This window comes from Rhodanobacter terrae, from assembly GCF_042657005.1.
GTDB lineage: Bacteria > Pseudomonadota > Gammaproteobacteria > Xanthomonadales > Rhodanobacteraceae > Rhodanobacter > Rhodanobacter terrae.
This window is the reverse complement of sequence record NZ_JBHSNG010000001.1, coordinates 187,115-210,370: the sequence shown is the minus strand read 5'-3', so window position 1 is coordinate 210,370 and position 23,256 is coordinate 187,115. Positions and strand designations below refer to the sequence as shown.

Annotated in this window: 21 protein-coding genes and 1 tRNA gene; 14 read left to right on the top strand and 8 right to left on the bottom strand. The window is 67.8% G+C overall.

Features of this window, described 5'->3' with window-relative positions:
• Nucleotides 1–169 precede the first annotated feature (169 nt).
• From ACFPPB_RS00935 to ACFPPB_RS00890, 10 genes are all read left to right on the top strand, one after another.
• Nucleotides 170–940, top strand: a complete 771-nt coding sequence (locus ACFPPB_RS00935) for a phosphodiester glycosidase family protein (protein ID WP_377323832.1) — start codon at nt 170–172, stop codon at nt 938–940.
• The gene (locus tag ACFPPB_RS00930; RefSeq protein WP_377323471.1) at nt 937–3,357 is read left to right on the top strand and encodes a penicillin acylase family protein; all 2,421 of its coding nucleotides are present in this window, start codon (nt 937–939) and stop codon (nt 3,355–3,357) included. Before ACFPPB_RS00935 ends, ACFPPB_RS00930 begins: the two co-directional genes overlap by 4 nt.
• A 256-nt stretch (nt 3,358–3,613) precedes the next feature.
• Nucleotides 3,614–4,681: an NAD(P)/FAD-dependent oxidoreductase gene (locus ACFPPB_RS00925; protein ID WP_377323469.1), complete on the top strand. Its 1,068-nt coding sequence runs from the start codon at nt 3,614–3,616 to the stop codon at nt 4,679–4,681.
• Between the two features lie 54 nt (nt 4,682–4,735).
• Nucleotides 4,736–5,803: an FAD:protein FMN transferase gene (locus ACFPPB_RS00920; protein WP_377323467.1), complete on the top strand. Its 1,068-nt coding sequence runs from the start codon at nt 4,736–4,738 to the stop codon at nt 5,801–5,803.
• Entirely contained in the window at nt 5,803–7,998 is a 2,196-nt protein-coding gene (locus ACFPPB_RS00915; RefSeq protein ID WP_377323465.1) for a 4Fe-4S binding protein, read from the top strand. Before ACFPPB_RS00920 ends, ACFPPB_RS00915 begins: the two co-directional genes overlap by 1 nt.
• Before the next feature lie 31 nt (nt 7,999–8,029).
• Nucleotides 8,030–9,961 carry a TAT-dependent nitrous-oxide reductase gene (gene nosZ, locus ACFPPB_RS00910; protein WP_377323463.1) on the top strand — a complete coding sequence of 644 codons (1,932 nt, stop codon included), beginning with the start codon at nt 8,030–8,032 and terminating at the stop codon, nt 9,959–9,961.
• Between the two features lie 60 nt (nt 9,962–10,021).
• Nucleotides 10,022–11,302 (top strand): nitrous oxide reductase family maturation protein NosD, encoded by a 1,281-nt coding sequence (locus ACFPPB_RS00905; protein WP_377323461.1) that lies wholly within the window; start codon nt 10,022–10,024, stop codon nt 11,300–11,302.
• The gene (locus ACFPPB_RS00900) at nt 11,286–12,215 is read left to right on the top strand and encodes an ABC transporter ATP-binding protein (protein WP_377323459.1); all 930 of its coding nucleotides are present in this window, start codon (nt 11,286–11,288) and stop codon (nt 12,213–12,215) included. The genes ACFPPB_RS00905 and ACFPPB_RS00900 overlap by 17 nt, the downstream gene beginning before the upstream one ends.
• Nucleotides 12,212–13,045: an ABC transporter permease gene (locus tag ACFPPB_RS00895; protein WP_377323457.1), complete on the top strand. Its 834-nt coding sequence runs from the start codon at nt 12,212–12,214 to the stop codon at nt 13,043–13,045. The genes ACFPPB_RS00900 and ACFPPB_RS00895 overlap by 4 nt, the downstream gene beginning before the upstream one ends.
• Before the next feature lie 11 nt (nt 13,046–13,056).
• A complete protein-coding gene (locus ACFPPB_RS00890; RefSeq protein ID WP_377323455.1) occupies nt 13,057–13,671 on the top strand; it encodes a nitrous oxide reductase accessory protein NosL in 615 nt (204 codons plus the stop codon).
• A 99-nt stretch (nt 13,672–13,770) separates the two neighbouring features.
• On the opposite strand, the gene dapE is transcribed toward ACFPPB_RS00890, so the two are convergent.
• Nucleotides 13,771–14,910, bottom strand: a complete 1,140-nt coding sequence (gene dapE / locus ACFPPB_RS00885; RefSeq protein WP_377323453.1) for a succinyl-diaminopimelate desuccinylase — start codon at nt 14,908–14,910, stop codon at nt 13,771–13,773.
• A 296-nt stretch (nt 14,911–15,206) separates the two neighbouring features.
• On the opposite strand from dapE, the gene ACFPPB_RS00880 reads away from it, so the two are divergent.
• Nucleotides 15,207–16,145: a bifunctional helix-turn-helix transcriptional regulator/GNAT family N-acetyltransferase gene (locus ACFPPB_RS00880; protein WP_377323451.1), complete on the top strand. Its 939-nt coding sequence runs from the start codon at nt 15,207–15,209 to the stop codon at nt 16,143–16,145.
• Nucleotides 16,146–16,173: 28 nt separating this feature from the next.
• Here ACFPPB_RS00880 and ACFPPB_RS00875 read toward each other — a convergent pair whose 3' ends face one another.
• The 4 genes from ACFPPB_RS00875 to dapD are packed head-to-tail and all read right to left on the bottom strand — an operon-like array spanning nt 16,174 to nt 18,932.
• Nucleotides 16,174–17,238, bottom strand: coding sequence for a VIT1/CCC1 transporter family protein (locus tag ACFPPB_RS00875; protein ID WP_377323449.1), 1,065 nt, complete (start codon nt 17,236–17,238; stop codon nt 16,174–16,176).
• 11 nt (nt 17,239–17,249) lie between these two features.
• Nucleotides 17,250–17,744, bottom strand: a complete 495-nt coding sequence (locus ACFPPB_RS00870) for a DUF2165 family protein (RefSeq protein ID WP_377323447.1) — start codon at nt 17,742–17,744, stop codon at nt 17,250–17,252.
• Nucleotides 17,745–17,751: 7 nt separating this feature from the next.
• Nucleotides 17,752–18,108 (bottom strand): Spx/MgsR family RNA polymerase-binding regulatory protein, encoded by a 357-nt coding sequence (locus ACFPPB_RS00865; RefSeq protein ID WP_377323445.1) that lies wholly within the window; start codon nt 18,106–18,108, stop codon nt 17,752–17,754.
• Nucleotides 18,105–18,932, bottom strand: a complete 828-nt coding sequence (gene dapD / locus ACFPPB_RS00860) for a 2,3,4,5-tetrahydropyridine-2,6-dicarboxylate N-succinyltransferase (RefSeq protein WP_377323443.1) — start codon at nt 18,930–18,932, stop codon at nt 18,105–18,107. Before dapD ends, ACFPPB_RS00865 begins: the two co-directional genes overlap by 4 nt.
• A 250-nt stretch (nt 18,933–19,182) precedes the next feature.
• Between dapD and ACFPPB_RS00855 the strand changes: the two genes are divergently transcribed.
• Complete coding sequence (locus ACFPPB_RS00855; RefSeq protein WP_377323441.1) at nt 19,183–19,737, top strand: NADPH-dependent FMN reductase; 555 nt, start codon at nt 19,183–19,185, stop codon at nt 19,735–19,737.
• 106 nt (nt 19,738–19,843) lie between these two features.
• Complete coding sequence (locus ACFPPB_RS00850; protein WP_377323439.1) at nt 19,844–20,203, top strand: hypothetical protein; 360 nt, start codon at nt 19,844–19,846, stop codon at nt 20,201–20,203.
• Between the two features lie 76 nt (nt 20,204–20,279).
• Here ACFPPB_RS00850 and ACFPPB_RS00845 read toward each other — a convergent pair whose 3' ends face one another.
• On the bottom strand, nt 20,280–20,498 hold the full coding sequence (locus ACFPPB_RS00845; protein ID WP_377323437.1) for a hypothetical protein: 219 nt from the start codon (nt 20,496–20,498) through the stop codon (nt 20,280–20,282).
• A gap of 40 nt (nt 20,499–20,538) precedes the next feature.
• On the opposite strand from ACFPPB_RS00845, the gene ACFPPB_RS00840 reads away from it, so the two are divergent.
• Nucleotides 20,539–20,889 (top strand): DUF5110 domain-containing protein, encoded by a 351-nt coding sequence (locus ACFPPB_RS00840; RefSeq protein WP_377323436.1) that lies wholly within the window; start codon nt 20,539–20,541, stop codon nt 20,887–20,889.
• 159 nt (nt 20,890–21,048) lie between these two features.
• On the opposite strand, the gene ACFPPB_RS00835 is transcribed toward ACFPPB_RS00840, so the two are convergent.
• Both ACFPPB_RS00835 and uvrB read right to left on the bottom strand, forming a co-directional pair.
• Nucleotides 21,049–21,123 (bottom strand) — tRNA-Val (locus tag ACFPPB_RS00835).
• Between the two features lie 88 nt (nt 21,124–21,211).
• Nucleotides 21,212–23,230 carry an excinuclease ABC subunit UvrB gene (uvrB, locus tag ACFPPB_RS00830; protein ID WP_377323435.1) on the bottom strand — a complete coding sequence of 673 codons (2,019 nt, stop codon included), beginning with the start codon at nt 23,228–23,230 and terminating at the stop codon, nt 21,212–21,214.
• Nucleotides 23,231–23,256 lie beyond the last annotated feature (26 nt).

Below are 23,256 nucleotides of genomic sequence, written 5' to 3'. Positions count from 1 at the left end.
CGAAAAAGAAATCGAGTCTAACGGCAGGCGCACTCTTTCGCGGAATCCGGCTGAACAATCGCCGCCGGCCGGGCTTGCGCCCGCGCCACGGGGCGGCGACCATCCGCAGATGTACCGATCCGCCTCGTCCCCGCTGCGCATGCGCTCCGCACCACGAAGGCCGCGCAGGCTGCTGCATGTGTTGCTGCCGCTGGCGCTGTTGGTGGGTGCGCCCGGCTGTGCACCGAGCGCACAGGCGGTGGACAGCGGCGAACTGGCGTTCGAGGGCCAGGACTACCGCGTCGTCCGGCTGGATCTCAAGCACGAGCAGCTAGGCCTGTACTGGCGCGACCCGCAGAGCGGCCAGCCGTTCGGCAGCATCGAGTCCTTGCGCCAATGGGGCGACGCGCGCGGCCGGCGGCTGCTGTTTGCGACCAATGCCGGCATCTACGACCACAAGTTCGCGCCGCTGGGCCTGTACGTCGAAAACGGCAAGACCGTGGTGCCGCTGAACCTGGCGCATGGCAATCCCGCATCCGGCAATTTCTCGCTGCTGCCCAATGGCGTGTTCGCGATCTACCCGGACGGGCACGCGGCGGTGCGCACCAGCGCCGCGTTCAAGGCCGAAGGCAAACCGGCGCAATGGGCCACCCAGTCCGGCCCGATGCTGCTGATCGACGGCAAGCTCAACGAACAGTTCGTCGACGATTCGTCCAGCCTGAAATGGCGCAGCGGCGTCTGCGTGAAAACCTCGACCGAAGTGGTCTTCGCGGTAAGCGAGGCGCCGGTGAACTTCCATACGTTTGGACGTCTGTTCCGCGACCGGCTCGGTTGCCGCGACGCGCTGTACCTGGACGGCAGCATCTCGCAGCTGTACGTCGACGGCGAGGGCTACACCGGGGCACCGGCCTTCATGGTCAAGCCCTACGCCGGCATCTTTGCGGTATTCGCCAAGCCATGACGACGCGGCGCTGGCGTGTCCTGCGCGCTCTGCTGCTCGCCCTGCTGGCGCTGCTGCTGATCGTGTTCGGGGCCGGTTGGTGGCTGCTCGCGGGCAGCCGGGCCCAACTCGACGGCATGCGCCGCATCGCGAGCCTCTCGGCGCCCGTCAGCATCAGCCGCGACGCGCTTGGCACGGTCACCCTCGAGGGGAAAAGCCGTACCGACCTCAGCTACGCGCTCGGCTATGTGCACGCGCAGGAGCGCTTCTTCGCGATGGACCTGATGCGTCGCATGTCGGCCGGGGAATTGTCCGCGCTGATCGGGCCGGCGGCGCTGGAAACCGATCTCAACCATCGCCGCCATCGCCTGCGGGCCGTGGCCGAGGCAGCCTATGCTCGGTTGCCGGCGACGCAGAGACGCGAGCTCGACCGCTACCGCGACGGCGTCAACGCCGGCCTCGCCGATCTGCGCGTACGGCCTTGGGAATACCTGCTGCTGGGCGTCCGGCCGCAGCCGTGGCGCTCCGAAGACAGCATGCTGGTGATCGCCGCGATGTACCTCGATCTGGACGGCGACGGCCGCAACCAGCGCGAACTGCGCTTTAGCCAGATGCGCTCGGTACTGCCCGCTCCGCTGGTGGACTTCCTGCTGGCGCCCGACCCCGACTGGGAGGCGCCGCTGAGCGGCCAGCTGTCGCGGGCGCCGGTGATCCCCACGACCGACATGTTCGACCTGCGGCATCTGGCACCGGCCCGACTTTCCGCCAGGCTGACCGCCGCGCTGACACCCGCGCTCGATGCGCGGCGTCCCGGCAGCAACAGCTTCGCCGTCGCCGGCACGCTCACCGGCACGGGCGCGGCCATGCTCGCCAACGACATGCACCTGTCCCTGCGCGTGCCCAACATCTGGTTCCGTACCCGGCTGCGCTATCCGGATCCCACCGCGCCGAACGGACAGCGCGACGTCAACGGCGTCAGCCTGCCCGGCACGCCCGCCATCGTGGCGGGCAGCAACGGCCAGATCGCCTGGGGCTTCACCAACAGCTATGGCGACTGGCAGGACTGGGTACGCGTGCAGCGCGACCGGACCGACCCCGCGCGCTACAAGGTGCCCGACGGCTGGGCGGCGATCGAAATCCACGACGAGCACATCCAGGTCAAGGGCAGGCCCGACAGCGTCCTCGAGGTCGAGGACACCCGCTGGGGGCCGATCATGGGCAAGGACGCCGACGGCACGTCGCTGGCACTGGCATGGACCGCCGGCCGCCCGCGCAGCTACAACCTCGATCTGATGCAGCTGGAGCACGCGGGCGACGTACCCGCCGCGTTGAACCTGGCGCCAAGGCTCGGCATCCCGCCACAGAATCTGCTGGTCGCCGACAGCGCCGGGCATATCGGCTGGACGATCGCGGGCAACGGCATTCCGCTGCGCGCAGACATCGATCCGCTGCTGCCGTCGGACTGGTCGACATCTGGCAGCGGCTGGCAGGGCTGGGCCGCACCCACGCAATATCCGCGTATCGAAGATCCTGCCGGCGGCCGCCTGTGGACGGCCAACAACCGCACCACCGACGGCGATGCGCTGACCTTGCTCGGCAACGGCGGCTACGACCTCGGCGCCCGCGCACAGCAGATCCGCGACGACTTGCAGGCACATGCCCGTTTCACATCCGGCAACCTGCTCGACATCCAGCTGGACAACCGCGCGCTGCTGCTGACCCGCTGGCAGCAACTGCTGCAGCAGACATTGACAGGCGCCAGGACGCCGGCGTTGCAGCAGCTGCGCCAGCTCACCCAGCCGTGGCGCGGGCGCGCCGCCGTCGACAGCGTCGACTACCGGCTGGTGCGCACATTCCGCGACCGGGTCAGCGAGCTGGTGCTGGCCCCGTTCGTGGCACGGGTCAAGCAGCGCTACCCGGACTTCAGCTGGCCCGCCCACACCAGCGCCGAAGCCGCGGTATGGGAATTGATACGCGGTCGGCCGCCGCAATTGCTCGATGCGAAGTATCCCGACTGGAACGCCTTGCTCATCGATGCGGCCAGTCAGGTGGCGACCGAGCTTGGCCAGCAGCCCGGTGGCCTCGCCGCACGCAGCTGGGGCGAGTACAACCGCAGCCGTATCCGTCACCCGCTCTCTGCCGCGTTGCCGCGCTGGCTGGGGCGCTTCATCGACATGCCCGACCAGCCGCTGCCCGGCGACAGCAACATGCCGCGCGTCGACATACCCGGCTTCGGCGCTTCCGAGCGGCTAGACGTATCGCCAGGTCACGAGGCCGAAGGCGTGCTCGAGATGCCGGGCGGCCAGAGCGACAACCCGCTGTCGCCCTACTTCGGTGCGGGACACGCGGACTGGGTCGAAGGCCGGCCTACACCGTTGTTGCCGGGGCAGACGCAGCACACGCTTACTCTAGAGCCTGGCCACGCGCTGACGCGCTGACCGACTTCCCCTCAGCGGGAACCTCGCACGCCCCGGTTGCGGTCACACCGCCCCGACCACGAAGCTCGGCTCGCGGAGCTCGGGCCGGAAGGCGGTTCCGGCCGGCCGCGCGTGGTATCGCCTCGCGGTCATGGGCGTGGCCGCGCCTGTGCGGCATTCGGCCGCACGGGGTGATCCGGGATCACCTGATCAAGGTCAAGGGGGTCGCCTTCGTGCGCACGCATGATCCGCTCAGTCCACAAGGCGGATTCGCCTCATGATCAACTGCAATACCGTCATCATCGGAGCCGGCCCGGTCGGCATGTTCCAGATTTTCGAGCTGGGCCTGCTCGGGCTGGATGCGCACGTGATCGATTCCGTGCCGCATGCCGGCGGGCAATGCACCGAGCTGTATCCGGACAAGCCGATCTACGACATTCCGGCGGTGCCGGTGTGCAGCGGGCGCGAGTTGATCGAGCGGCTGCAGCAGCAGATACGCCCGTTCGCCCCGCAGTTCCATCTGGGCAATACCGTCACTTCGCTCGAGCGCATGGCGAACGGCCGCTTCCGTTTGCACACCAGTGCGGGGCTGGCGTTCGACGCCGGCGTGGTGATCATCGCCGGCGGGTTGGGCGCGTTCGCACCGCGCGCGCTGGACCTGCCGGAGGCCGCATCATTGGCAGGCCGCACGCTGCATTACAAGGTGTCGCAGCCGGCACTGTTCGACGACCAGGACATCGTGATCGCCGGCGGTGGCGATGCGGCGCTGGACTGGGCGCTGGCCCTGGTCGACCGGGTGCGCAGCCTGGTGCTGGTCCACCGTTCGTCCAGCTTCCGCGCGGCACCGGCCAGCGTGGCGCGCATGCAGGCGCTGTGCGACGAGGGCCGCATGCAGCTGTGCGAAGGCGACATCGCCGGGCTGGAAACCGCCGACGAGGCTCTGGCGCAGGTGCGCGTGCGCACGCGCAGCGGCATGGTCCAGCGCATCGAAGCTTCGCACCTGCTGGTGTTCTGGGGCCTGCATCCGGCACTGGGGCCTATCGCCGAATGGGGGCTGGCGCTGGAACGCCAGCAACTGGTGGTGGATCCGTCGACGTTCCAGACCTCCACGCCCGGCGTCTTCGCAGTGGGCGACATCAATACCTACCCGGGCAAGAAGAAACTGATCCTTTCCGGCTTCCACGAGGCGGCGCTGTGCGCCTTCGCCGCGCATGCGCACCTGCATCCCGGCGACAAGGTGAACCTGCAGTACACGACCACCAGCCCGGCGCTGCAGCGGCGCCTTGGCGTGCGCGGCGATGCCGTCGCGCAACCTCCGCCACGAGTTGCCGCCGGCGCGGCCTGAACCCTCGCACATCGCGTCACACATGCACACACCCACCGCCACGGGAGGCATCCCATGCATCGTTTCCCCGACCCCAGCGACCTGCGCTCGCCCGAGCGCCGGCGCTGGCTGAAACAGACCGGGCAACTCGCCCTGGCCGGCGGCCTGCTGGCTGGCGGCGGCTGGGCAGTGCTCAGGCGCAGGCAGAACCTGTGGCAGGTCCGGCGCGAGCACACGCTGATGCAGACCTCGGTGGCGGTCACCTGCCTGTCCGACGACGTGCAGGCGGCGGGCGCGGCGATCGAGGCGGCCTTCGCGCGGATGGCCGCGACGGCTGCGGAGCTGACCCGATTCGATCCCGCCAGCCCGCTGTCGCGGCTGAATCGCGACGGCCGGCTGGCGCTGGTGCCGGCGAACCTGCAGGCGGTGCTGCGCGAGGCGCTGTCGCTGTCGGCGCTGACCGGGGGCGCGTTCGACGTCACCGTGCTTCCGGTGCTGCGTTATCTCGAAACCTTGCGTGGCGTATCCGGCATCGATGCGCACGAACACCATTCGATCGACCGCCGCGAGCAACTGGTGGGCTGGCGCGACCTTGCGCTGGACGCGCGCGGCGTGCGGCTGCGGCGGCCGGGCATGGCGGTGACGCTGGACGGCATCGCCAAGGGCCATGTGGTCGACCAGGGCATCGCGGCACTGCGCGCGGCTGGCATCGAGTACGGCCTGATCGACGCCGGCGGCGACATCCAGGCGATCTGCGGCAACGATCCGCAGCGGCACTGGAACGTCGGCATCGTCGACCCGCGCGACGTGAGCCGGGTGGCGGCGGTGGTGCAGGTGCGCAACGCGGCGCTGTCGACCTCCGGCAACTACCGCGTGTTCTTCTCCACCGACCGGCGCCTGTTCCACATCGTCAACCCGCGTACCGGCTATTCGCCGCAGAGTTATTCCAGCGTGACCGTGGTGGCGCCGCGGTCGGTGCTGGCCGACGGCATGAGCACGGCGGCGTTCTCGCTGGAGCTGCCGCAGCTGTCGGCGCTGATGGCGGCGCGGGACCACCAGTGGCTGGCGTTCTCGCGCACCGGCGAGCAGCGCTGGCGCTCGCGCGATCTGCCGCTGATCGCCGGTACGGCGGAGCTGGCGTGATGTGCGCCTGCCGCTCCCGCTCTTTCGTGGCGCAGTTGCTGCTCGCGCTGCTGCTGCTCGCGCCGGCGCCCGTCGCACTGGCCGGCATCGACGCGAAGCACCCGCAGCTGCACCAGGCGTTCCCCGACGCCACCCGCTTCGGCGACATCGAGGGCACCCCGCCCGCCGCCGCGGTGTACCGCGGCGACAAGGTCATCGGCTACGCGTTCGAGACGGTGATGGTGGCGCCGGTGCCGGCCTACTCGGGCGCACCGATCAACATCCTGGTCTCGATCGGCACCGACGGCAGCATCCGCGACGCCCGCGTGCTGGAACAGCACGAGCCGATCCTGCTGGTCGGCATCCCGGTGCAGAAGCTGTACGACTTCGTGGCCCGCTACATCGGCCACCGCGTGGACGATCGCATCGTGGTCGGCGGCGGCAGCAGCGGCAGCGTGCGCATCGACGCGATCAGCAGCGCCACGGTGACCTCGATGGTGGCCAACGAGACGATCATGAACTCGGCGCTGAAGGTGGCTGCCTCGCGCAAGCTGATCGCCGGCGCGGCCGACACCGGCGCGGCCGCCGCGCAGGTTCGCTCCGGCTACTTCGTGCCCGCCGACTGGCAGGCGCTGACCGGCAACGGCGCGATCGGCCACCTGCAGCTGGCGCGGCAGGCGGTCGTCGATGCGTTCAAGGGCCAGCCGGAGAGCGGCCTGGTCGACGACCCCACCGCGCCGGCCGCCGGCCATGGCACGGACACCTTCATCGACCTGTACTTCGCCGACGTCACCCCGCCCACGGTGGGAAGAAACCTGCTGGGCACCGCGGCCCACGCCGAGCTGATGAAACAGCTCAAGCCCGGCGACACCGCGATCGCGGTGATGGCCAACGGCATCTACTCGTTCAAGGGACTGGGCTACGTGCGCGGCGGCATCTTCGACCGCGTGCACCTGCTGCAGGACGGCAAGCTGGTGCTGTTCAAGGATACCGACCTGGTGTCGATGAACGACACCCCGCTGCGCGGCAAGCCGGCGTTCGCCGAGCAGGCGATCTTCATCGTGCGCAACAGCGGCAGCGGCTTCGATGCGACCCGGCCGTGGACCCTGCAGCTGATGGTGAACCGCCAGGTCGGCCCGCTGCAGAGCATCTACCACACCTTCACCCGCGACTACCGCATGCCGGCGGCCTACACCACGCGACCGGACGCCGCCGCCAAGGCGCAGGCCGACGCGCTGCCGGCCGACGCGCCGCTGTGGCAGAAGGTCTGGTACGGGCGTCGCATCGACATCGCGCTGCTGCTGGCCGGGCTCACCGTGCTCACGCTGATCCTGATGTTCCAGGACTGGATCGTGACGCGCCCGCACCTGCTCGAACGCCTGCGCGTGGGATTCCTGATCTACACGCTGGTGTTCATCGGCTGGTACGGGCTGGCGCAGCTGTCGGTGGTGAACATCCTCACCTTCATCCAGTCGGTGCTGCACGGCTTCCGCTGGTCCACGTTCCTGATGGATCCGCTGGTATTCATCCTGTGGGTGTTCGTGGCCGCCACCCTGCTGCTGCTCGGGCGCGGCATCTACTGCGGCTGGCTGTGCCCGTTCGGCGCGCTGCAGGTGCTGGTGAACAAGCTGGCGCGCCGGCTGCACGTGCCGCAGTTCGAAGTGCCCCAATACGTGCACGAACGGCTGTGGGCGATCAAGTACATCATCCTGCTGGTGCTGTTCGGGATGTCGCTGCAGTCGCTCAACATGGCCGAGCGCTACGCCGAGGTCGAGCCGTTCAAGACCGCGATCAACCTGCACTTCGCCCGCTCCTGGAGCTACGTGCTCTACGCGGTGGCGCTGGTGGCGGTGTCGGCGTTCAACAACAAGTTCTACTGCCGCTACGTATGCCCGCTGGGCGCCGGGCTGGCGGTGTCCGGCCGCTTCCACCTGTTCGAGTGGCTGCGCCGGCGCAAGGAATGCGGGCGCCCCTGCCAGATCTGCGCGAACGAATGCGAAGTGAAGGCGATCAACGCGATCGGCCAGATCAACTTCAACGAATGCCACTACTGCCTGGATTGCCAGGTCACCTACGCCAACGACAAGAAGTGCCCGCCGCTGGTGGAGCGCCGCAAGAAGCGCGAACGCGCCGCACGGCCGCTGCCCACGCCGGTGCTGACGATCATCCCGGCAGCGACGCCGGCGACCCCCGAGCCGGCGAAGGCCGCCGACTGACCCACTCACCTATCCAGAGGGATGGAGCGCCATGCACGACGAATCGAGCAACAAACCCGGCCAGTCCGGACAAGCTGCGGAACCGGGCAACCCCGCGCGCCGCAACTTCATGAAGACCAGCGCGCTGGCCAGCCTCGCCGGTGCGGCGGGACTGGCGCTGGCAGGCTGCGGCCGCAAGGGTGACCAGGCCGGTGCCACCGGACCGGCCAAGGCGGCCTCGGCCGCCGGCGAACTCTCCGACCACGTGCCGCCCGGCCAGCTCGACGAGTACTACGGTTTCTGGAGCGGCGGCCAGTCCGGCGAGGTGCGCATCGTCGGCGTGCCTTCGATGCGCGAGCTGATGCGCATCCCGGTGTTCAACCCCGACTTCACCATCGGCTGGGGCGTCACCAACGAGAGCAAGCGCGTACTCGGGCCGAACTTCCCGCCCGGCGGCGACTGCCACCACCCGCACATGAGCCAGACCGACGGGCACTACGACGGCCGCTACATCTTCATCAACGACAAGGCGCACACCCGCGTGGCGCGCATCCGCTGCGACGTGATGCGCACCGACCGCATCACCGACGTGCCCAACGTGCAGGCGATCCACGGCCTGCGCGTGCAGCGCGCCCCGCGCACCGGCTACGTGTTCGCCAACGGCGAGTTCCTGATCCCGGCGCCGAACGACGGCCGCGACCTGGACGATCCGAAGAAGTACCAGACCATGTTCAGCGCGCTCGATGGCGACACCATGGAGGTCGTCTGGCAGGTGCTGGTGGACGGCAACCTGGACAACACCGAGGCCGACTACGCCGGCAAGTACGCCATCTCCACCTGCTACAACAGCGAGCGCGGCATGGACCTGCCCGGCACCATGGAGGCCGAGCGCGACTGGGTGGTGGTGTTCGACATCGCGCGTATCGAGGCGGCGGTGAAGAAGGGCGACTTCAAGACCATCGGAAGCTCGAAGGTGCCGGTGCTGGACGGCCGCCACGGCTCGTCGTTCACCTTGTACATCCCGATCCCGAAGAACCCGCACGGGATCAACGCCAGCCCCGACGGCAAATACGTGGTGGCCAACGGCAAGCTCTCGCCCACCGTCACCGTGATGGAGTGGAGCCGCATCGACGACTGCTTCGCCGGCAAGCTCAAGGACCCGCGCGATACGGTGGTGGCCGAGCCCGAGCTGGGCCTGGGCCCGTTGCACACCGCCTACGACGGTCGCGGCAACGCCTACACCACGCTGTTCATCGACAGCCAGATCGCCAAATGGAACATCGCGGACGCGATCGCCGCCCACGCCGGCAAGAAGGTCAACTACCTGCGCCAGAAGATCGACGTGGCCTACCAGCCTGGTCACTGCCATACCTCGATGGGCGAGACACGCGACGCCGACGGGCGCTGGCTGGTGTCGCTGAACAAGTTCTCCAAGGACCGCTTCCTGCCCACCGGCCCGCTGCATCCGGACAACGACCAGCTGATCGACATCTCCGGCGAGACCATGAAGCTGGTCGCCGACGGCCCGGTCTACGCCGAGCCGCACGACGTGATCCTGCTGCACCGCCGGCTGCTGATCGACAAGGTCAAGAAGAGCTGGGACCGCGACGATCCGTTCTTCGCCGAGACGGTGGCGATGGCCAAACGCCACGGTATCAACGTACTGTCCGACAGCAAGGTCATCCGCGAAGGCCGCAAGGTGTTCGTGTACATGACCTCGGCCGCGCCGATCTTCGGCATGGGCAGCTTCAAGGTGAAGAAAGGCGACGAGGTGACCGTGGTGGTGACCAACATCGACGCGGTGGAGGACGTGACCCACGGCTTCTGCATCGTCAACTACGGCATCAACATGGAGATCAGTCCCGGCGCCACTGCTTCGGCCACTTTCACCGCCGACAAGGCGGGTGTGTTCTGGTACTACTGCACGTTCTTCTGCCATGCGATGCACATGGAGATGAGCGGGCGGATGCTGGTCGAGGCCTGAGCCGCGCCGTGCCGTCGCGCAGCGCGCGGCGGCACGGCCTGGCCCTTCGGTCCCATGCATATGCTTCGTTTCCTTGCGGCCCTGGCGCTGGCGCTACCACCGGCGGCATCGGTGTATGCGCACGTGTCGCTGGAGCAGGTCGTGGCCGCGGCAACGCCGGGCGCCACCGTCAGCGTGCCGGCCGGCGTGCACGCGGTGCACCTGCGGCTGGACAAACCGATCACCCTCGTCGGCGAACCCGGCGCGATCCTCGACGGCGGCGGCGAAGGCGACGTGGTGCGCATCGGCGCCGCGCAGGTCTCCGTGCGCGGGCTGACCATCCGCCATAGCGGCACCGATCTCACCGCGATGAACGCCGGCATCTTCGTCGAGCGCCAGGCGCGCGACGTCACGCTCGAGGGCAACCGCATCGAGGAGAGCCTGTTCGGCGTCTACCTCGACGGCGCGGCCAACGTGCGGGTCGCGCGCAACGTGATCCGCGGCATGCGCTCGCTGCGCGTGGCCGACCGTGGCGACGGCATCCACCTGTGGAACGACACCGGCTGCACCATCGAGGGCAACGACGTGGCCGAGTCGCGCGACGGCATCTACGTCTACGTCAGCCCGCACAACACCATCGCGCGCAACGTGGTGCACGAGGTGCGCTATGGCATCCACTACATGTATTCGCAGCACAACCTGCTGCTGGACAACGTCAGCCGCGGCAACCTGGCCGGCTATGCGCTGATGTCGTCCGATCACCTCAAGGTGATCGGCAATACCGCCGAGGACGATGATTCCTACGGCTTCTTGCTCAACTACATCTCGCACAGCGAAATCGCCGGCAACCAGATACGCCACATCACCGGTCTGCGCGACGCGCAGGGCGAGCTGATCGACGGCACCGAGGGCAAGGGGCTGTTCGTCTACCTGTCGCAGTTCAACACCATCCACGACAACCTCGCCGCCGACTCGCAGATCGGCATCCACGTGACCGCCGGCTCGGAGAACAACCGCCTGTGGGGCAACCGCTTCGTGGACAACCGCATCCAGGTCAAGTACGTGCAGAACCTCGCCCAGGAGTGGTCGGCGCGCGGCCGCGGCAACTTCTGGAGCGACTACCTCGGCTGGGACCTGGACGCCGACGGCATCGGCGACATCCCGTTCCGCCCCAACGACGGCATCGACGTGCTGCTGTGGAAATACCCCTCCGCACGCAACCTGATGTCCAGCCCCGCGGTGCTGCTGCTGCGCTACGTGCAACGCGCGTTCCCGGTGTTCACGCCGCCATCGGTGCAGGACAGCCACCCGCTGATGCAAGCCCCCGCCTCCTTCCGGCCCGACCATGAACCAAGCGATTGAATTCGACGCGCTGGCCAAGCGCTACGGCGCGCTCGCCGCGCTCGACGGCGTCAGCGCCTGCGTGCCGCGCGGCCAGGTGATCGGCCTGCTCGGCCACAACGGCGCCGGCAAGTCGACCCTGATCAAGCTGATCCTCGGCCTGATCGCACCCAGCGGCGGCCGCCTCGCCGTGCTCGGCCAGTCACCGTGGCGCGCGCACGCCTTGCGCCGGCGCATCGGCTACCTGCCCGAGAGCGCCACCTTCTACGCCAACCTCAGCGGCCGCGAGCTGCTCGACTACCTGGCCCGGCTGAAGCAGGCGCCGCGCGCCCAGGCGCAGGCGCTGCTGGAACGCGTCGGCCTGGCGCACGCCGCCGACCGGCGCATCGGCACCTACTCCAAAGGCATGCGCCAGCGCCTCGGCCTCGCGCAGGCGTTGCTCGGCTCGCCGGAACTGGTGCTGCTGGATGAACCGACTACCGGTCTCGACCCGCAGGCCACCCGCGAGCTTTACCGGATCGTCGGCGAACTGCGCGCGGACGGCCGCTGCGTGCTGGTTTCCTCGCACCTGCTGGCCGAACTGGAACCGCATATCGACGGTGCGCTGATCCTGCGCCAGGGCAAACTGCTCGCCGCCGGCAGCCTGGCCGCACTCGGCGAACAGGCGGCACTGCCCGCCCACATGCTGCTGCGTCCGCACGAGGACGCCGGCGCCGAACTGATGACCCAACTGGCCGCGCGCGGCCTGGCCGCGCAGTCGCGGCCCGACGGCCGACTGGAGCTGCAGGTGCCGCGCGAAGCCAAGCTGCACACGCTGCGCGAACTCCTCGCCAACCCCGCCATCGCCGACCTCGACGTACGCGAGCCGACACTGGCGCAACTGTATGACTGGCTCGGCGCCGGCCCCCAGCCCGCCACGGACGCCCGCGCATGAACAGCATTTTCATCGTCGCCTGGAAGGAGTTCCGCGACGACTTCCGCAACCGCTGGACGATCGCACTCACCGTGCTGTTCGCGCTGCTGGCGCTGGGCATCGCCTGGTTCGGCAGCGCCGCCGCCGGCCGGGTCGGCTTCACCTCGTTCGACGCCACGCTGGCCAGCCTGACCACGCTGGGCGCTTTCGTGATCCCGCTGATCGGCCTGCTGATCGCCTACGACACCATCGTCGGCGAGCGCGACGACGGCACCTTGCTGCTGATGCTCAGCTACCCGCTGGCGCGCGGCCAGCTGGTAGCCGGCAAGTTCCTCGGCCACTGCGGCGCGCTGGCCGCCGCCACGCTGGCGGGTTTCGGCCTCGCGGTGGCGATCATGCAGCTGATGCAGCCGCCCGCGCAGACGCTGCAGGCGTGGCTGCACATCGGCCGCTTCATGCTCAGCGCCTCGCTGCTGGGCGCCTGCTTCGTCGGGCTGGCCTGCCTGATCAGCGTGCAGACCGCCGACAAGTCCCGCGCCGCCGGCCTGGCACTGATCGGCTGGTTGGCCAGCGTGGTGCTGTTCGACCTCGCGCTGCTGGCGCTGCTGGTAGTCAGCGGCGGCAACCCGGTCGAGCGCGCGGTGTATCCCTACCTGCTGCTGCTCAATCCGGTCGACGTATTCCGGCTGGTCAACCTCACCGCGCTTGGCGACGGCGCCGGCAACGACCTGCTGACCGGCATGACCGCCCACCACACCTACTCGCCCGCCCTGCTGTGCCTGGTACTGCTGGGCTGGGCCATGGCGCCGTTCGCGTGGGCGATGCTCGCGTTCCGGCGCAAGGAAATCTGAGGAGAACCCGCATGAGGATCCCTTCCGCGATGAGCTTCCGTGCGGTGGTGCCGGCTCTCGCCCTGACCCTGCTGGTCGGTTGCGGCGGCAGCACCGCCCCCGCGCAACATGCCGTCGACATCCATCCGGACGACACCTGCGCGGTGTGCGGCATGTACCTGGACGGCTCGCCCGGTCCGCGCGCGGAGGCCTGGGTGACCGGCCGCGCCAAGCCGTTGATGTTCGACTCCACCCGCGACTTCTTCGCCTACGTGCTACAGCCGGAGAACCAGCCCGATCTGCAGGAACTGTTCGTGCAGGACAGCGCGCGCATCGACTGGCGCCAACCTGCCCACGCCGCGATCAGCTTCATCGATGCGCGCCGCGCGTCCTACGTCGCCTGGCAACCACTGCCCGGCTCGATGGGACCGACCCTGGCGCCGTTCGCCACCCGCGCTGCGGCGGCGGCCTTCGTCCGCGAGCATGGGGGCGCCGTGTTTGGTTTCGACGAGATCACGCCGGCGCTGGTGGCCACACTGGACTATCGGTGCCCCGCCCGGGTGGCCGCCGACGATGGCCAGCGCCGACAGCAGTGCCTCGCCCAACCCGCGCCTTCCACCGGCCTGCCGGCCCATCCAAATCCGTAACCGGGAACCCAGAACGTGTTTGGACCAGGGACGCCGTGATCCGTTCAATGCAGGCGTCCCCGGCCCTCTCTGCCCGCAGACCAAGGGGTTATCGCACGGTCATGTCTCGATCAGCAGGCGCTCGCAGACGGCGCGATACAGCTGCGGCAACTGCTCCAGTTCCTCCACCGCCACGCACTCGTCCACCTTGTGGATCGTGGCGTTGACCGGACCGATCTCGACCACTTCGACGCCCATCGGCGCGATGAAGCGACCGTCCGACGTGCCGCCGCCGGTGCTCTGCTCGGGATCGATGCCGCACAGCTCGCGGCAGACCGCCAGCACGGTTTCGCGCAGCACGCCGCCGGGCGGGGTGAGGAACGGCTCGCCGGAGAGGTTCCAGTCGATCGCGAAGTCCAGGCCATGGCGGTGCAGGATCGCCTCGGCGCGCGCGCGCAGGTCCTCGGAACGGCTGGCGGTGCAGTAGCGGAAATTGATCAGCGCCTCAAGCTCGCCGGGAATCACGTTGGTGGCGCCGGTGCCCGCGTTGAGATTGGAGACCTGGAACGAGGTGGGCGGGAAGTCGCTGTTGCCTTCGTCCCAGCGCTCGGCAGTCAGCTCCGCCAGCGCGGGCGCGAAGGCATGGATCGGGTTCAGCGCCTTCTCCGGATAAGCCACATGCCCCTGCACCCCGCGCACGCTGAGCGTGCCCGACAGCGAGCCGCGCCGGCCCACGCGGACGAGGTCGCCGAGCCGCTCTTTTGCCGACGGCTCGCCCACCACGCACCAGTCGATGCGCTCGCCGAAGGCGCGGAAGTGCTCGACCACCTTGCGCACGCCATCGAGATTGGTCGGCCCCTCCTCGTCGCTGGTCAGCAGCAACCCGACCCGGCCGCGATGATGCGGATGCGCAGCCACAAACCGCTCCAGCGCCACCACCATCGCCGCCACCGAGCCTTTCATGTCGGCGGCGCCGCGGCCGTATAGACGGCCATCGCGGATCGTCGGCTCGAACGGCGGGCTTCGCCATGACGCCTCGGGGCCGCTAGGCACCACGTCGGTGTGGCCCAGAAAAATCAGGGTCGGCCCGGTCGTGCCGTGCACGGCCCACAGATTGTCGACTTCGCCGTAGCGCAAATGCTCGACGCGAAAACCCGCGGACTCCAGTCGTCCGCCGATCAACGGCAGGCAACCGGCGTCTTCGGGAGTCACCGAGCGGCGACGGATCAGGTCACAGGCGAGGTCGAGAACGTGGGACATGCGGCAAGGCTGATGGTCGGCGGTGCTGCAGCATATCAGGCAGACGGGCAACGACTGCGTGCCGCCCCGCCGGAAATTGCCGTATGATTGACTGAGTCAACTATTGTGTCGATGTTGGGAACTCGAAAAACCCGTGATTTGGACCGCCATCCCAGCGAAAGCTGGGGCCCGGTGACTCTCACTCATCGAAGCCCAAGAACACTGGATCGCCGCTTTCGCCGGGATGACGAGCAATGGCCAGTTTTTCCGAGGTCCCCATACGTCATGTCCCATATTCCCGGACAGGAGCCGCCGTCATGCCGAGTGCCGTACCCGCCACACACGTGGAAACGTTCCGCGAATTCAACCGTTTCTACACGCACCGAATCGGCGTGCTGGAAAAAGGCCTCTTGTCCAGTTCCTTCACCCTCGCCCAGGCCCGTGTCTTGTTCGAGCTGGCACAACGCGCGCAGGCCAGCGCCAACGAGATCGGCGACCTGCTGGGGCTGGATGCCGGCTACCTCAGTCGTATCGTGCAGGGCTTTGCCAGCAGCGGGCTGATCACGCGCAAGCCCTCGCCGGACGATCGCCGGCGCATGCTGCTGTCGCTGACCGCCGCCGGCAGGCGGGCGTTCGCGCGGCTGGACCGCAGCTCCCGCACCCAGGCCTCGGACATCCTGGGCGGACTTTCACCCGATGGACGCGATCGCCTGCTGTCCAGCATGCAATCCATGCGGCGCCTGCTGGCAGGCGCGGAGCCCCGTGCCCGCGGCCGCGTCACGATTCGCACTCATCGCGCGGGCGACATCGGCTGGGCGATCGAACGGCATGGCCGGCTGTACACCCACGAGTACGGCTGGAACGAGGAGTTCGAGGCGCTGGTGGCCACGCTGTTCGCCGACTTCGCCACGCGCCACGACCCCGTCCGCGAGCGGATGTGGATCGCCGAAGTCGACGGCGTGCGCGCCGGATGCGTCTTCGTGGTGCGGAACGCGGACGACCCCACGCTCGCCCAGTTGCGCTGCCTGCTGGTCGACCCCGGCGGACGCGGCCATGGCATCGGCCGCCGCCTGGTGGACCGCTGCATCGCCTTCTCCCGCGCTGCCGGCTACCGGGGCATGACGCTGTGGACCAACGACGTGCTGGTGTCCGCCCGGCGCATCTACGAGGCCACCGGTTTCACCTTGGCGAAGGAGTATCCCCACCACAGCTTCGGCCACGACCTGGTCGGCCAGATATGGACACGCGACCTCTGAGCGCCGGTTTACGGTCTGGCTCGCGCGATCAGCCCGCGATCGCCACTCCCAGCAGGTGCCCCACGGTATAGGTGACCGCCGCCGCCGCCGTCGTGATGGCGAGTTGCCGGGCGATCGAGAACAGCATGCTGCGGCCGGTGAACAGCGAGGTGCCGATGCCTATCAGTGCCAGCCCGGCGGCGGTGGAACAGGCGCTGGCCAGCAACGCGGCATGACCGCCCAGGAAGAAGTACGGCGCCACCGGAAACAACGCGCCACACGCGAACAGGCAGAACGACGAAACCGCCGCGCCGTAAGCCGAGCCACCCAGCTCTCCCGGATCGACGCCCAGATCCTCGAGCACCATCATGTCCAGTGCCGCCCGCGGAGTATCGGCGAGATGTCCGGCCAGGTGCTCGGCGGCGGCCTGCTCCATCCCCTTCTCGCGATAGATCCCTGCGATATGCCGCAGGCCGTCTTCCGGCGCCACGGCAAGACGCTCTGCGCGTTCGGTGATCTGCGCCTGGTAGAACTCGCGCGAACTGTTCACCGACAGCCATTCGCCCAGCGCCATCGAACAGGCGCCGGCAACCAGGCCCGCCAGGCCGGCCAGCAGCACGGCGCGGTCTCCCGACGCGGCGCCAGCCATGCCCATCACCAGGCTGACGTTGGAGACCAGCCCATCGTTCGCGCCCAGCACCGCCGCCCGCAAGGTATTTCCGCTCTGCGTGCGATGCCGATGACCGTGCGCACCGAGTTCGCGCGGCGCCACGAAATGATCGCGGTGGCCGCTGCGGTCCACCGGCGTGTCGTCGTGATCGGCATGCTCCAGCCGCACCACCGTCGGCATCACGAATTCGGTACCGAAGCGTTGTGCGAACCAGCTCAGCGCACGCACGCGCGCGCCGATGCGGATCGGCGGCACGGCCGCGCCCAGGACACGCAGACGCGTTTCCCAGAACTGCGCATTGCTCTGCTCGCCCGCCGCTATGCGGCGATAGGCCTGACTCAGTCGCGGATCGGTCGCCAGCTCCGCCAGCCGCGTATACAGCGCGGCGTTGTCGCGTTCGATGCGCAGGTTGCTGCGGAATCTGCGTGCGGGATGACTGCCCATGTCCGCGCCCGTCATGGAGCGTCGAGCTCGTCGTCGCGCTGACCAAGACAGACCAGCGCAAGCAGCAGCACGACGACGAAACGGAAAGCGCTTTCCAGGCCATTCCACTGGCTGGACATCCACATGCCGAACCACTCGCCGCCGATAGCCATGAAACCGCCCAGCCACAGCAGCAGGCCGGCCGTCAGCCCGTATATCGCAACGCGCTTGGCACGACGGAACGTCGATGCCGGTGCCCGGCGTGCGCGCCACATGCGCCAGGCGCCGATCCAGCACAGCATGGCGGCCACGCTTTCGGTGCCGATGATCAACGCATAGGCCGCTTGCTGCAGCAGCGGTGAATGGACGGCACGGTAGTGGATGCTGGCGTCGGGAAAGATCGAATCCATCGCCAGCACGTGCTGCACGAATACCAGGTTGCTGCCGTAGTCGGTGATGTTGCCGAACGCGACCAGCGTCAGCCACAACGCGATCACGGCCATCAGCAGGATGCCGGAAAGCCGCATCGCCATCTCAGCGCCCGAACAGCTTCTTGAAGCCGTTGTCGGTGAAGCCCACGCTCACCGTGCCATCGGGCTGCACCACCACCGGACGGCGGATCAGGGCTGGATACTCCTTCAGCAGCAGGGTCCACTCCGGATCGCTGCCCGGCTCCTTGCGCTGCGGCAGCAGGTTGCGCCAGGTCGTGGACGACTTGTTGACGAGATTCTCCCAGCCGCCCAGCTGTTGCGCCCATTCCTTCAACGTCGCCGCCGGCACCGGCGCAGCGCGGTAGTCGACGAAGTCATGCGGCACCTCGAAGCGGGCGAGCCAGTTGCGCGCCTTTCTGCAGGTGTCGCAGTTTGGAAGTCCATACAGGACGGGATTCATTCGCCGCTCCGCAGCAGTTCGTTGATGCTGGTCTTGCTGCGCGTTTTCTCGTCGACCTGCTTGACGATGATGGCGGCGTACAAGCTGTGGCTGCCGTCCTTGGCCGGCAGGCTGCCGGATACCACCACGCTGCCGGTCGGCACGCGGCCATAGCTGACCTCGCCGGTGGCGCGATTGTAGATGCGGGTGGACTGGCCGAGGAACACGCCCATGCCGATCACGCTGCCGCGTTCCACCACGACGCCTTCGACGACTTCCGACCGCGCGCCGATGAAGCAGTTGTCCTCGATGATGGTGGGGTTGGCCTGCAGCGGCTCCAGCACGCCACCGATGCCGACGCCGCCGGACAGGTGCACGCCCGCACCGATCTGCGCGCAGGAACCCACCGTGGCCCAGGTGTCGACCATGGTACCGGCGCCGACATAGGCGCCGATGTTGACGTAGCTCGGCATCAGCACGGCGTCTTTCGCGATATGCGCACCGCGGCGCACCAGTGCGCCGGGTACCACGCGTGCACCGAGATTCTGCAATTCGGCGTCGTTGCCGTGAGCGAAGCGCAGCGGCACCTTGTCGAATGCCTGCGCGGGGCCGCCATCGACCACGCGATTGTCATTGAGGCGGAAGTACAGCAGTACCGCTTTCTTGATCCACTGGTTCACCGTCCAGCCACCGCGGCCATCCGGTTCGGCGACACGGCGTTCGCCGGATTCGAGCAGGTCGATGACCTGGCCGATGGCGGGCCGCAGGTGGGTCTCGATCTCGGCCTGGGTCAGGTCGTTGCGGCGCTCGAAGGCGGCGTCGATCAGGGTTTCAATGGTTTGCACGGGACTATTCACCGGTTGAAGTCGGACGGAAGGCGGCAGCCCTGAGGCTGGTCACAAAGAGTACATGCTGCCGGCATCGATTCGACGTCGCCGCCGAATTCATCGGTCTTTAACGCGAGTCGGCAGTACAGTGCATGGCCTTCGGCAACGGCGCGAGATTTCCGCCGGCGCTTCGTGATGCTGGCGGCTCGACCTGTCGCGAACCGCCGCCTCGGCGCCGGCCAGCCCAACCCTCCTCGAGGAACCCGAAATGAGCCAGTTGAAGATCGCCGTCATTGTCGGAAGCCTGCGCGCGGATTCGTTCAACCGTCGGCTCGCCCGCGCCGTGGAGAAACTCGCGCCGACCGAATTCGCGTTCAGCCACATCCAGATCGACGACTTGCCGTTGTACTCGCAGGATTTCGATGCCGCCTACCCTGCCGTTGCCACCCGACTGAAGAAGGATATCGAATCAGCCGATGGCTTGCTGTTCGTCACGCCCGAATACAACCGTTCGATTCCCGGCGTGTTGAAGAACGCCATCGACATCGCGTCGCGTCCGTGGGGCACCAACTCGTTCGCCGGCAAACCCGCCGGGGTGATCGGCACCTCGATCGGCGCCACCGGCTCGGCACTTGCGCAGCAACACCTGCGCAACGTGCTCGCCTACCTCGACGTACCGACGCTGGCGCAGCCGGAGGTATTCGTTCATTTCAAGGATGAGCTGATCGCGGACGACGGCACGATCCGCAGCGAAGGCACCGCGAAATTCCTGCAGGGTTTCGTGGACCACTATGTCGCCTGGGTCAGACGCTTCGCCCACTGAGAGAATCCGGTCGGGCCGCCGATCCGACGTGGCCGGCGCGCCGTTTTCACCGCGCCGAAACGACGGGTATGCTCATCTTGCATCACCCGCTTGCGTCGCGGCAGCCATGTGCGACACGCCTCTTCATCAGGCCACCACGACGCGAGATTCGCCCCGTCATCTGTCGCAGGGCCGCATCATGCGTGAACAAATCAGCGAAGGATTCATGGTCTTCATCTCCGATGGCGACGAAGGCATCGGTTCCGTCCGCGAGATCAGACCTGGATTGCCTGAACTGGTCGTCTATATCGAGAACGCGGGCGACTTCGTGGTGCCGCTCTCGGCGGTCAGGGACGTCCATTCCGACAAGGTCGTGCTGAACTTCGACCGCCTGGATCTCCGCCTGCGCGATGCGATCCGGCACGCTCGGGACTCGGAAGATCCGAACTACGAGTCGCCGGCATCAACGGAAGACGAAGACACCTGACCGCTGGAAAAGGTCTCGGCCCGGGCTGGCGGAATAATATGCACGCACCGGTCTTGCCGCATGCCCGCCGGACAGGTCACCGATCCGGCCCGGCGGGACAGGCCGCCGGCGGCGCATCTTCCACGCGCGTACCCCAGCCGGACACGTCCGGGGTATCGGCCAGCTGGTACTTCAGCGTGCCGCCGCGCTCGAGCCGGTCGACGTCGATCCACACCGCGGTTTGTGGCCGGCCATCGAAACTCGCCCCGCGAACGGAGCGCGGGTGCAGCGCGTTCGCGCCGTTGGCTTCGACCACCAGCTTTCTGCCTCCGGCCAGCGTACCGGCCCAGCCGGTCGTGCAGCACACCGGCGAGATGAAGGGCGCGCCGCTGACGATCGCGGTCGCGACGGGCGCCAATGGCAGCAGCTGCTTCTTCCAGGATGCCGGCGACGGCTACGGCTACCGCAAGGGGCAGTCGCGCACCATCGTCGTGACTCAGGACGAAACCGGCGTGCGCCTCGACATCCCGCGCAACCGCGGCTGGCAGCGCATCGAAGCGGTCGAATTCGTCGGCATCGGCGCCGCGCCGGCGCTGGTGCGCATCGACGGCAAGCCTGCGCGCGACGTGCGATTCGACGCCCGGACGCGGCGCCTGCGCGTCGCGTTGCCGAACGAAGGCGTGAAGCGGATCGAGCTGTCGCGCTGAGGCGGGGCACGCGCCATGCCGGATAACGCGAAGGCATCCCGGGGAGCAGCGCGCCAGGTCCGCGACGGGACTCATCTGCGTCCGTCCGCTCAGGGACAAACAAAAGGGGAACCCTCCCGGATTCCCCTCTCAGGCCCATCAGATCCATGGGCTAGAAATTGGTGGGCGGTACAAGGATCGAACTTGTGACCCCTACCATGTCAAGGTAGTGCTCTACCGCTGAGCTAACCGCCCGTCCCGCGCAAACCAGCTACGCGAGCCGCGCAGTATACGGGAGCTGCCGGCGCCCGACAATATCCCGGCAGGCGGCCCCGTTGCCGGCTCAGCGCAGGACCTGTTCGCGCAACTGGTGGATCTGGTCGCGCAGCCGGGCGGCCTCCTCGAACTCCAGATTCTGCGCGTGCTTGTACATCTGCGCCTCGAGCTTCTTGAGCATGCCGGCCGTCTGTTGCGGGTTGAGCGCGCCGTAATCGGCAGCCTGCTCGGCCACCGCGCGGCTGCGCGAGGATTTGCCGCCGCGGCGATTGCCCGCCTCGCTGCGCGCGCCTTCCATGATGTCCGCGATACGCCGCACGATGGTGGTCGGCACGATGCCTTGCTGCTCGTTCCACGCCAGCTGTTTCTCGCGGCGGCGCGCGGTTTCGTCGATCGCTGCCTGCATCGATCGGGTGATCTGGTCGCCGTACAGGATCGCCTTGCCGCGCACGTTGCGGGCAGCGCGGCCGATAGTCTGAATCAGCGAGCCGGTGGAACGCAGGAAGCCCTCCTTGTCGGCATCCAGGATAGCCACCAGCGACACTTCCGGCATGTCCAGCCCCTCGCGCAGCAGGTTGATGCCGACCAGCACGTCGAACTCGCCCAGACGCAGATCGCGGATGATCTCGCTGCGCTCGACCGTCTCGATGTCCGAGTGCAGGTAGCGCACTTTCACGTCGTGTTCGGCCAGATATTCGGTCAGGTTCTCCGCCATGCGCTTGGTCAGCGTGGTGACCAGCACGCGATCGCCGATCGCCACGCGCTTGTGCACTTCGCTGAGCAGATCGTCGACCTGGGTACGCACCGGCCGTACTTCCACTTCCGGATCGACCAGGCCGGTGGGACGCACCAGCAGCTCGACCACCGCCTCGCCGGATTTGTCCAGCTCGTAGGCGCGCGGCGTGGCGGAGATGAAGATCGAGCGCGGCACGCGCTGTTCCCACTCCTCGAAACGCAGCGGCCGGTTGTCCATCGCCGATGGCAGGCGAAAGCCGAATTCCACCAGGGTTTCCTTGCGCGACCGGTCGCCCTTGTACATCGCGCCCAGCTGCGGCACGGTGACGTGCGATTCGTCCACCACCAGCAAGCCATCGGACGGCAGGTAGTCGAACAGCGTGGGCGGCGGCTCGCCGGGCGCGCGCCGGGTCAGGTGCCGCGAGTAGTTCTCGATGCCCTGGCAGTAGCCGACCTCGGCCATCATCTCGATATCGAAACGTGTGCGCTGGTCCAGCCGCTGCGCCTCGACCAGCTTGTTGTCCTTGTACAGTTGTTCCAGCCGCTCCTTCAGCTCCACCTTGACCGTCTCGATCGCGTTCAGCACGCTCTCGCGCGTACTGGCGTAATGCGTGCGCGGGTAGACCGTATAGCGCTGCACCTTGCGGACCGTCTCGCCGGTGAGCGGATCGAACAGCGACAGGTTCTCCACCTCGCCGTCGAACAGCTCGATGCGCAACGCCTCGACTTCCGACTCGGCCGGGAATACGTCGATGATCTCGCCGCGCACACGATAAGTGCCGCGGCGCAACTCCATCTCGTTGCGGGTGTATTGCAGTTCGGTCAGCTGATGGATCAGCTTGCGCTGGTCGATGCGCTCGCCCTTGGCCAGGATCAGCCGCAGCGACAGATAGTCTTCCGGATTGCCCAGGCCGTAGATCGCCGACACGGTCGCGACGATGATCGAATCGCGCCGCGACAGCAGCGCCTTGGTCGCCGACAGCCGCATCTGCTCGATGTGCTCGTTGATCGAAGCGTCCTTCTCGATGAAGGTGTCCGACGCCACCACGTAGGCTTCCGGCTGGTAGTAATCGTAATAGCTGACGAAGTACTCCACCGCGTTGTGCGGGAAGAATTCCCTGAACTCGCCGTACAGCTGCGCAGCCAGCGTCTTGTTCGGCGCCATCACGATGGTCGGCCGCTGCACCCTCTCGATCACGTTGGCGATCGTGTAAGTCTTGCCTGAGCCAGTGACGCCGAGCAGGGTCTGCGCCGCCAGGCCTGCCTCGAAGCCCGCGGAGAGACTCTGGATCGCCTGCGGCTGATCGCCCGCGGGTCGATAAGGTGCAACGAGCTGGAAGCGGTCGGTCATCGGCTACAGATGTGGGCGCGGTAGTG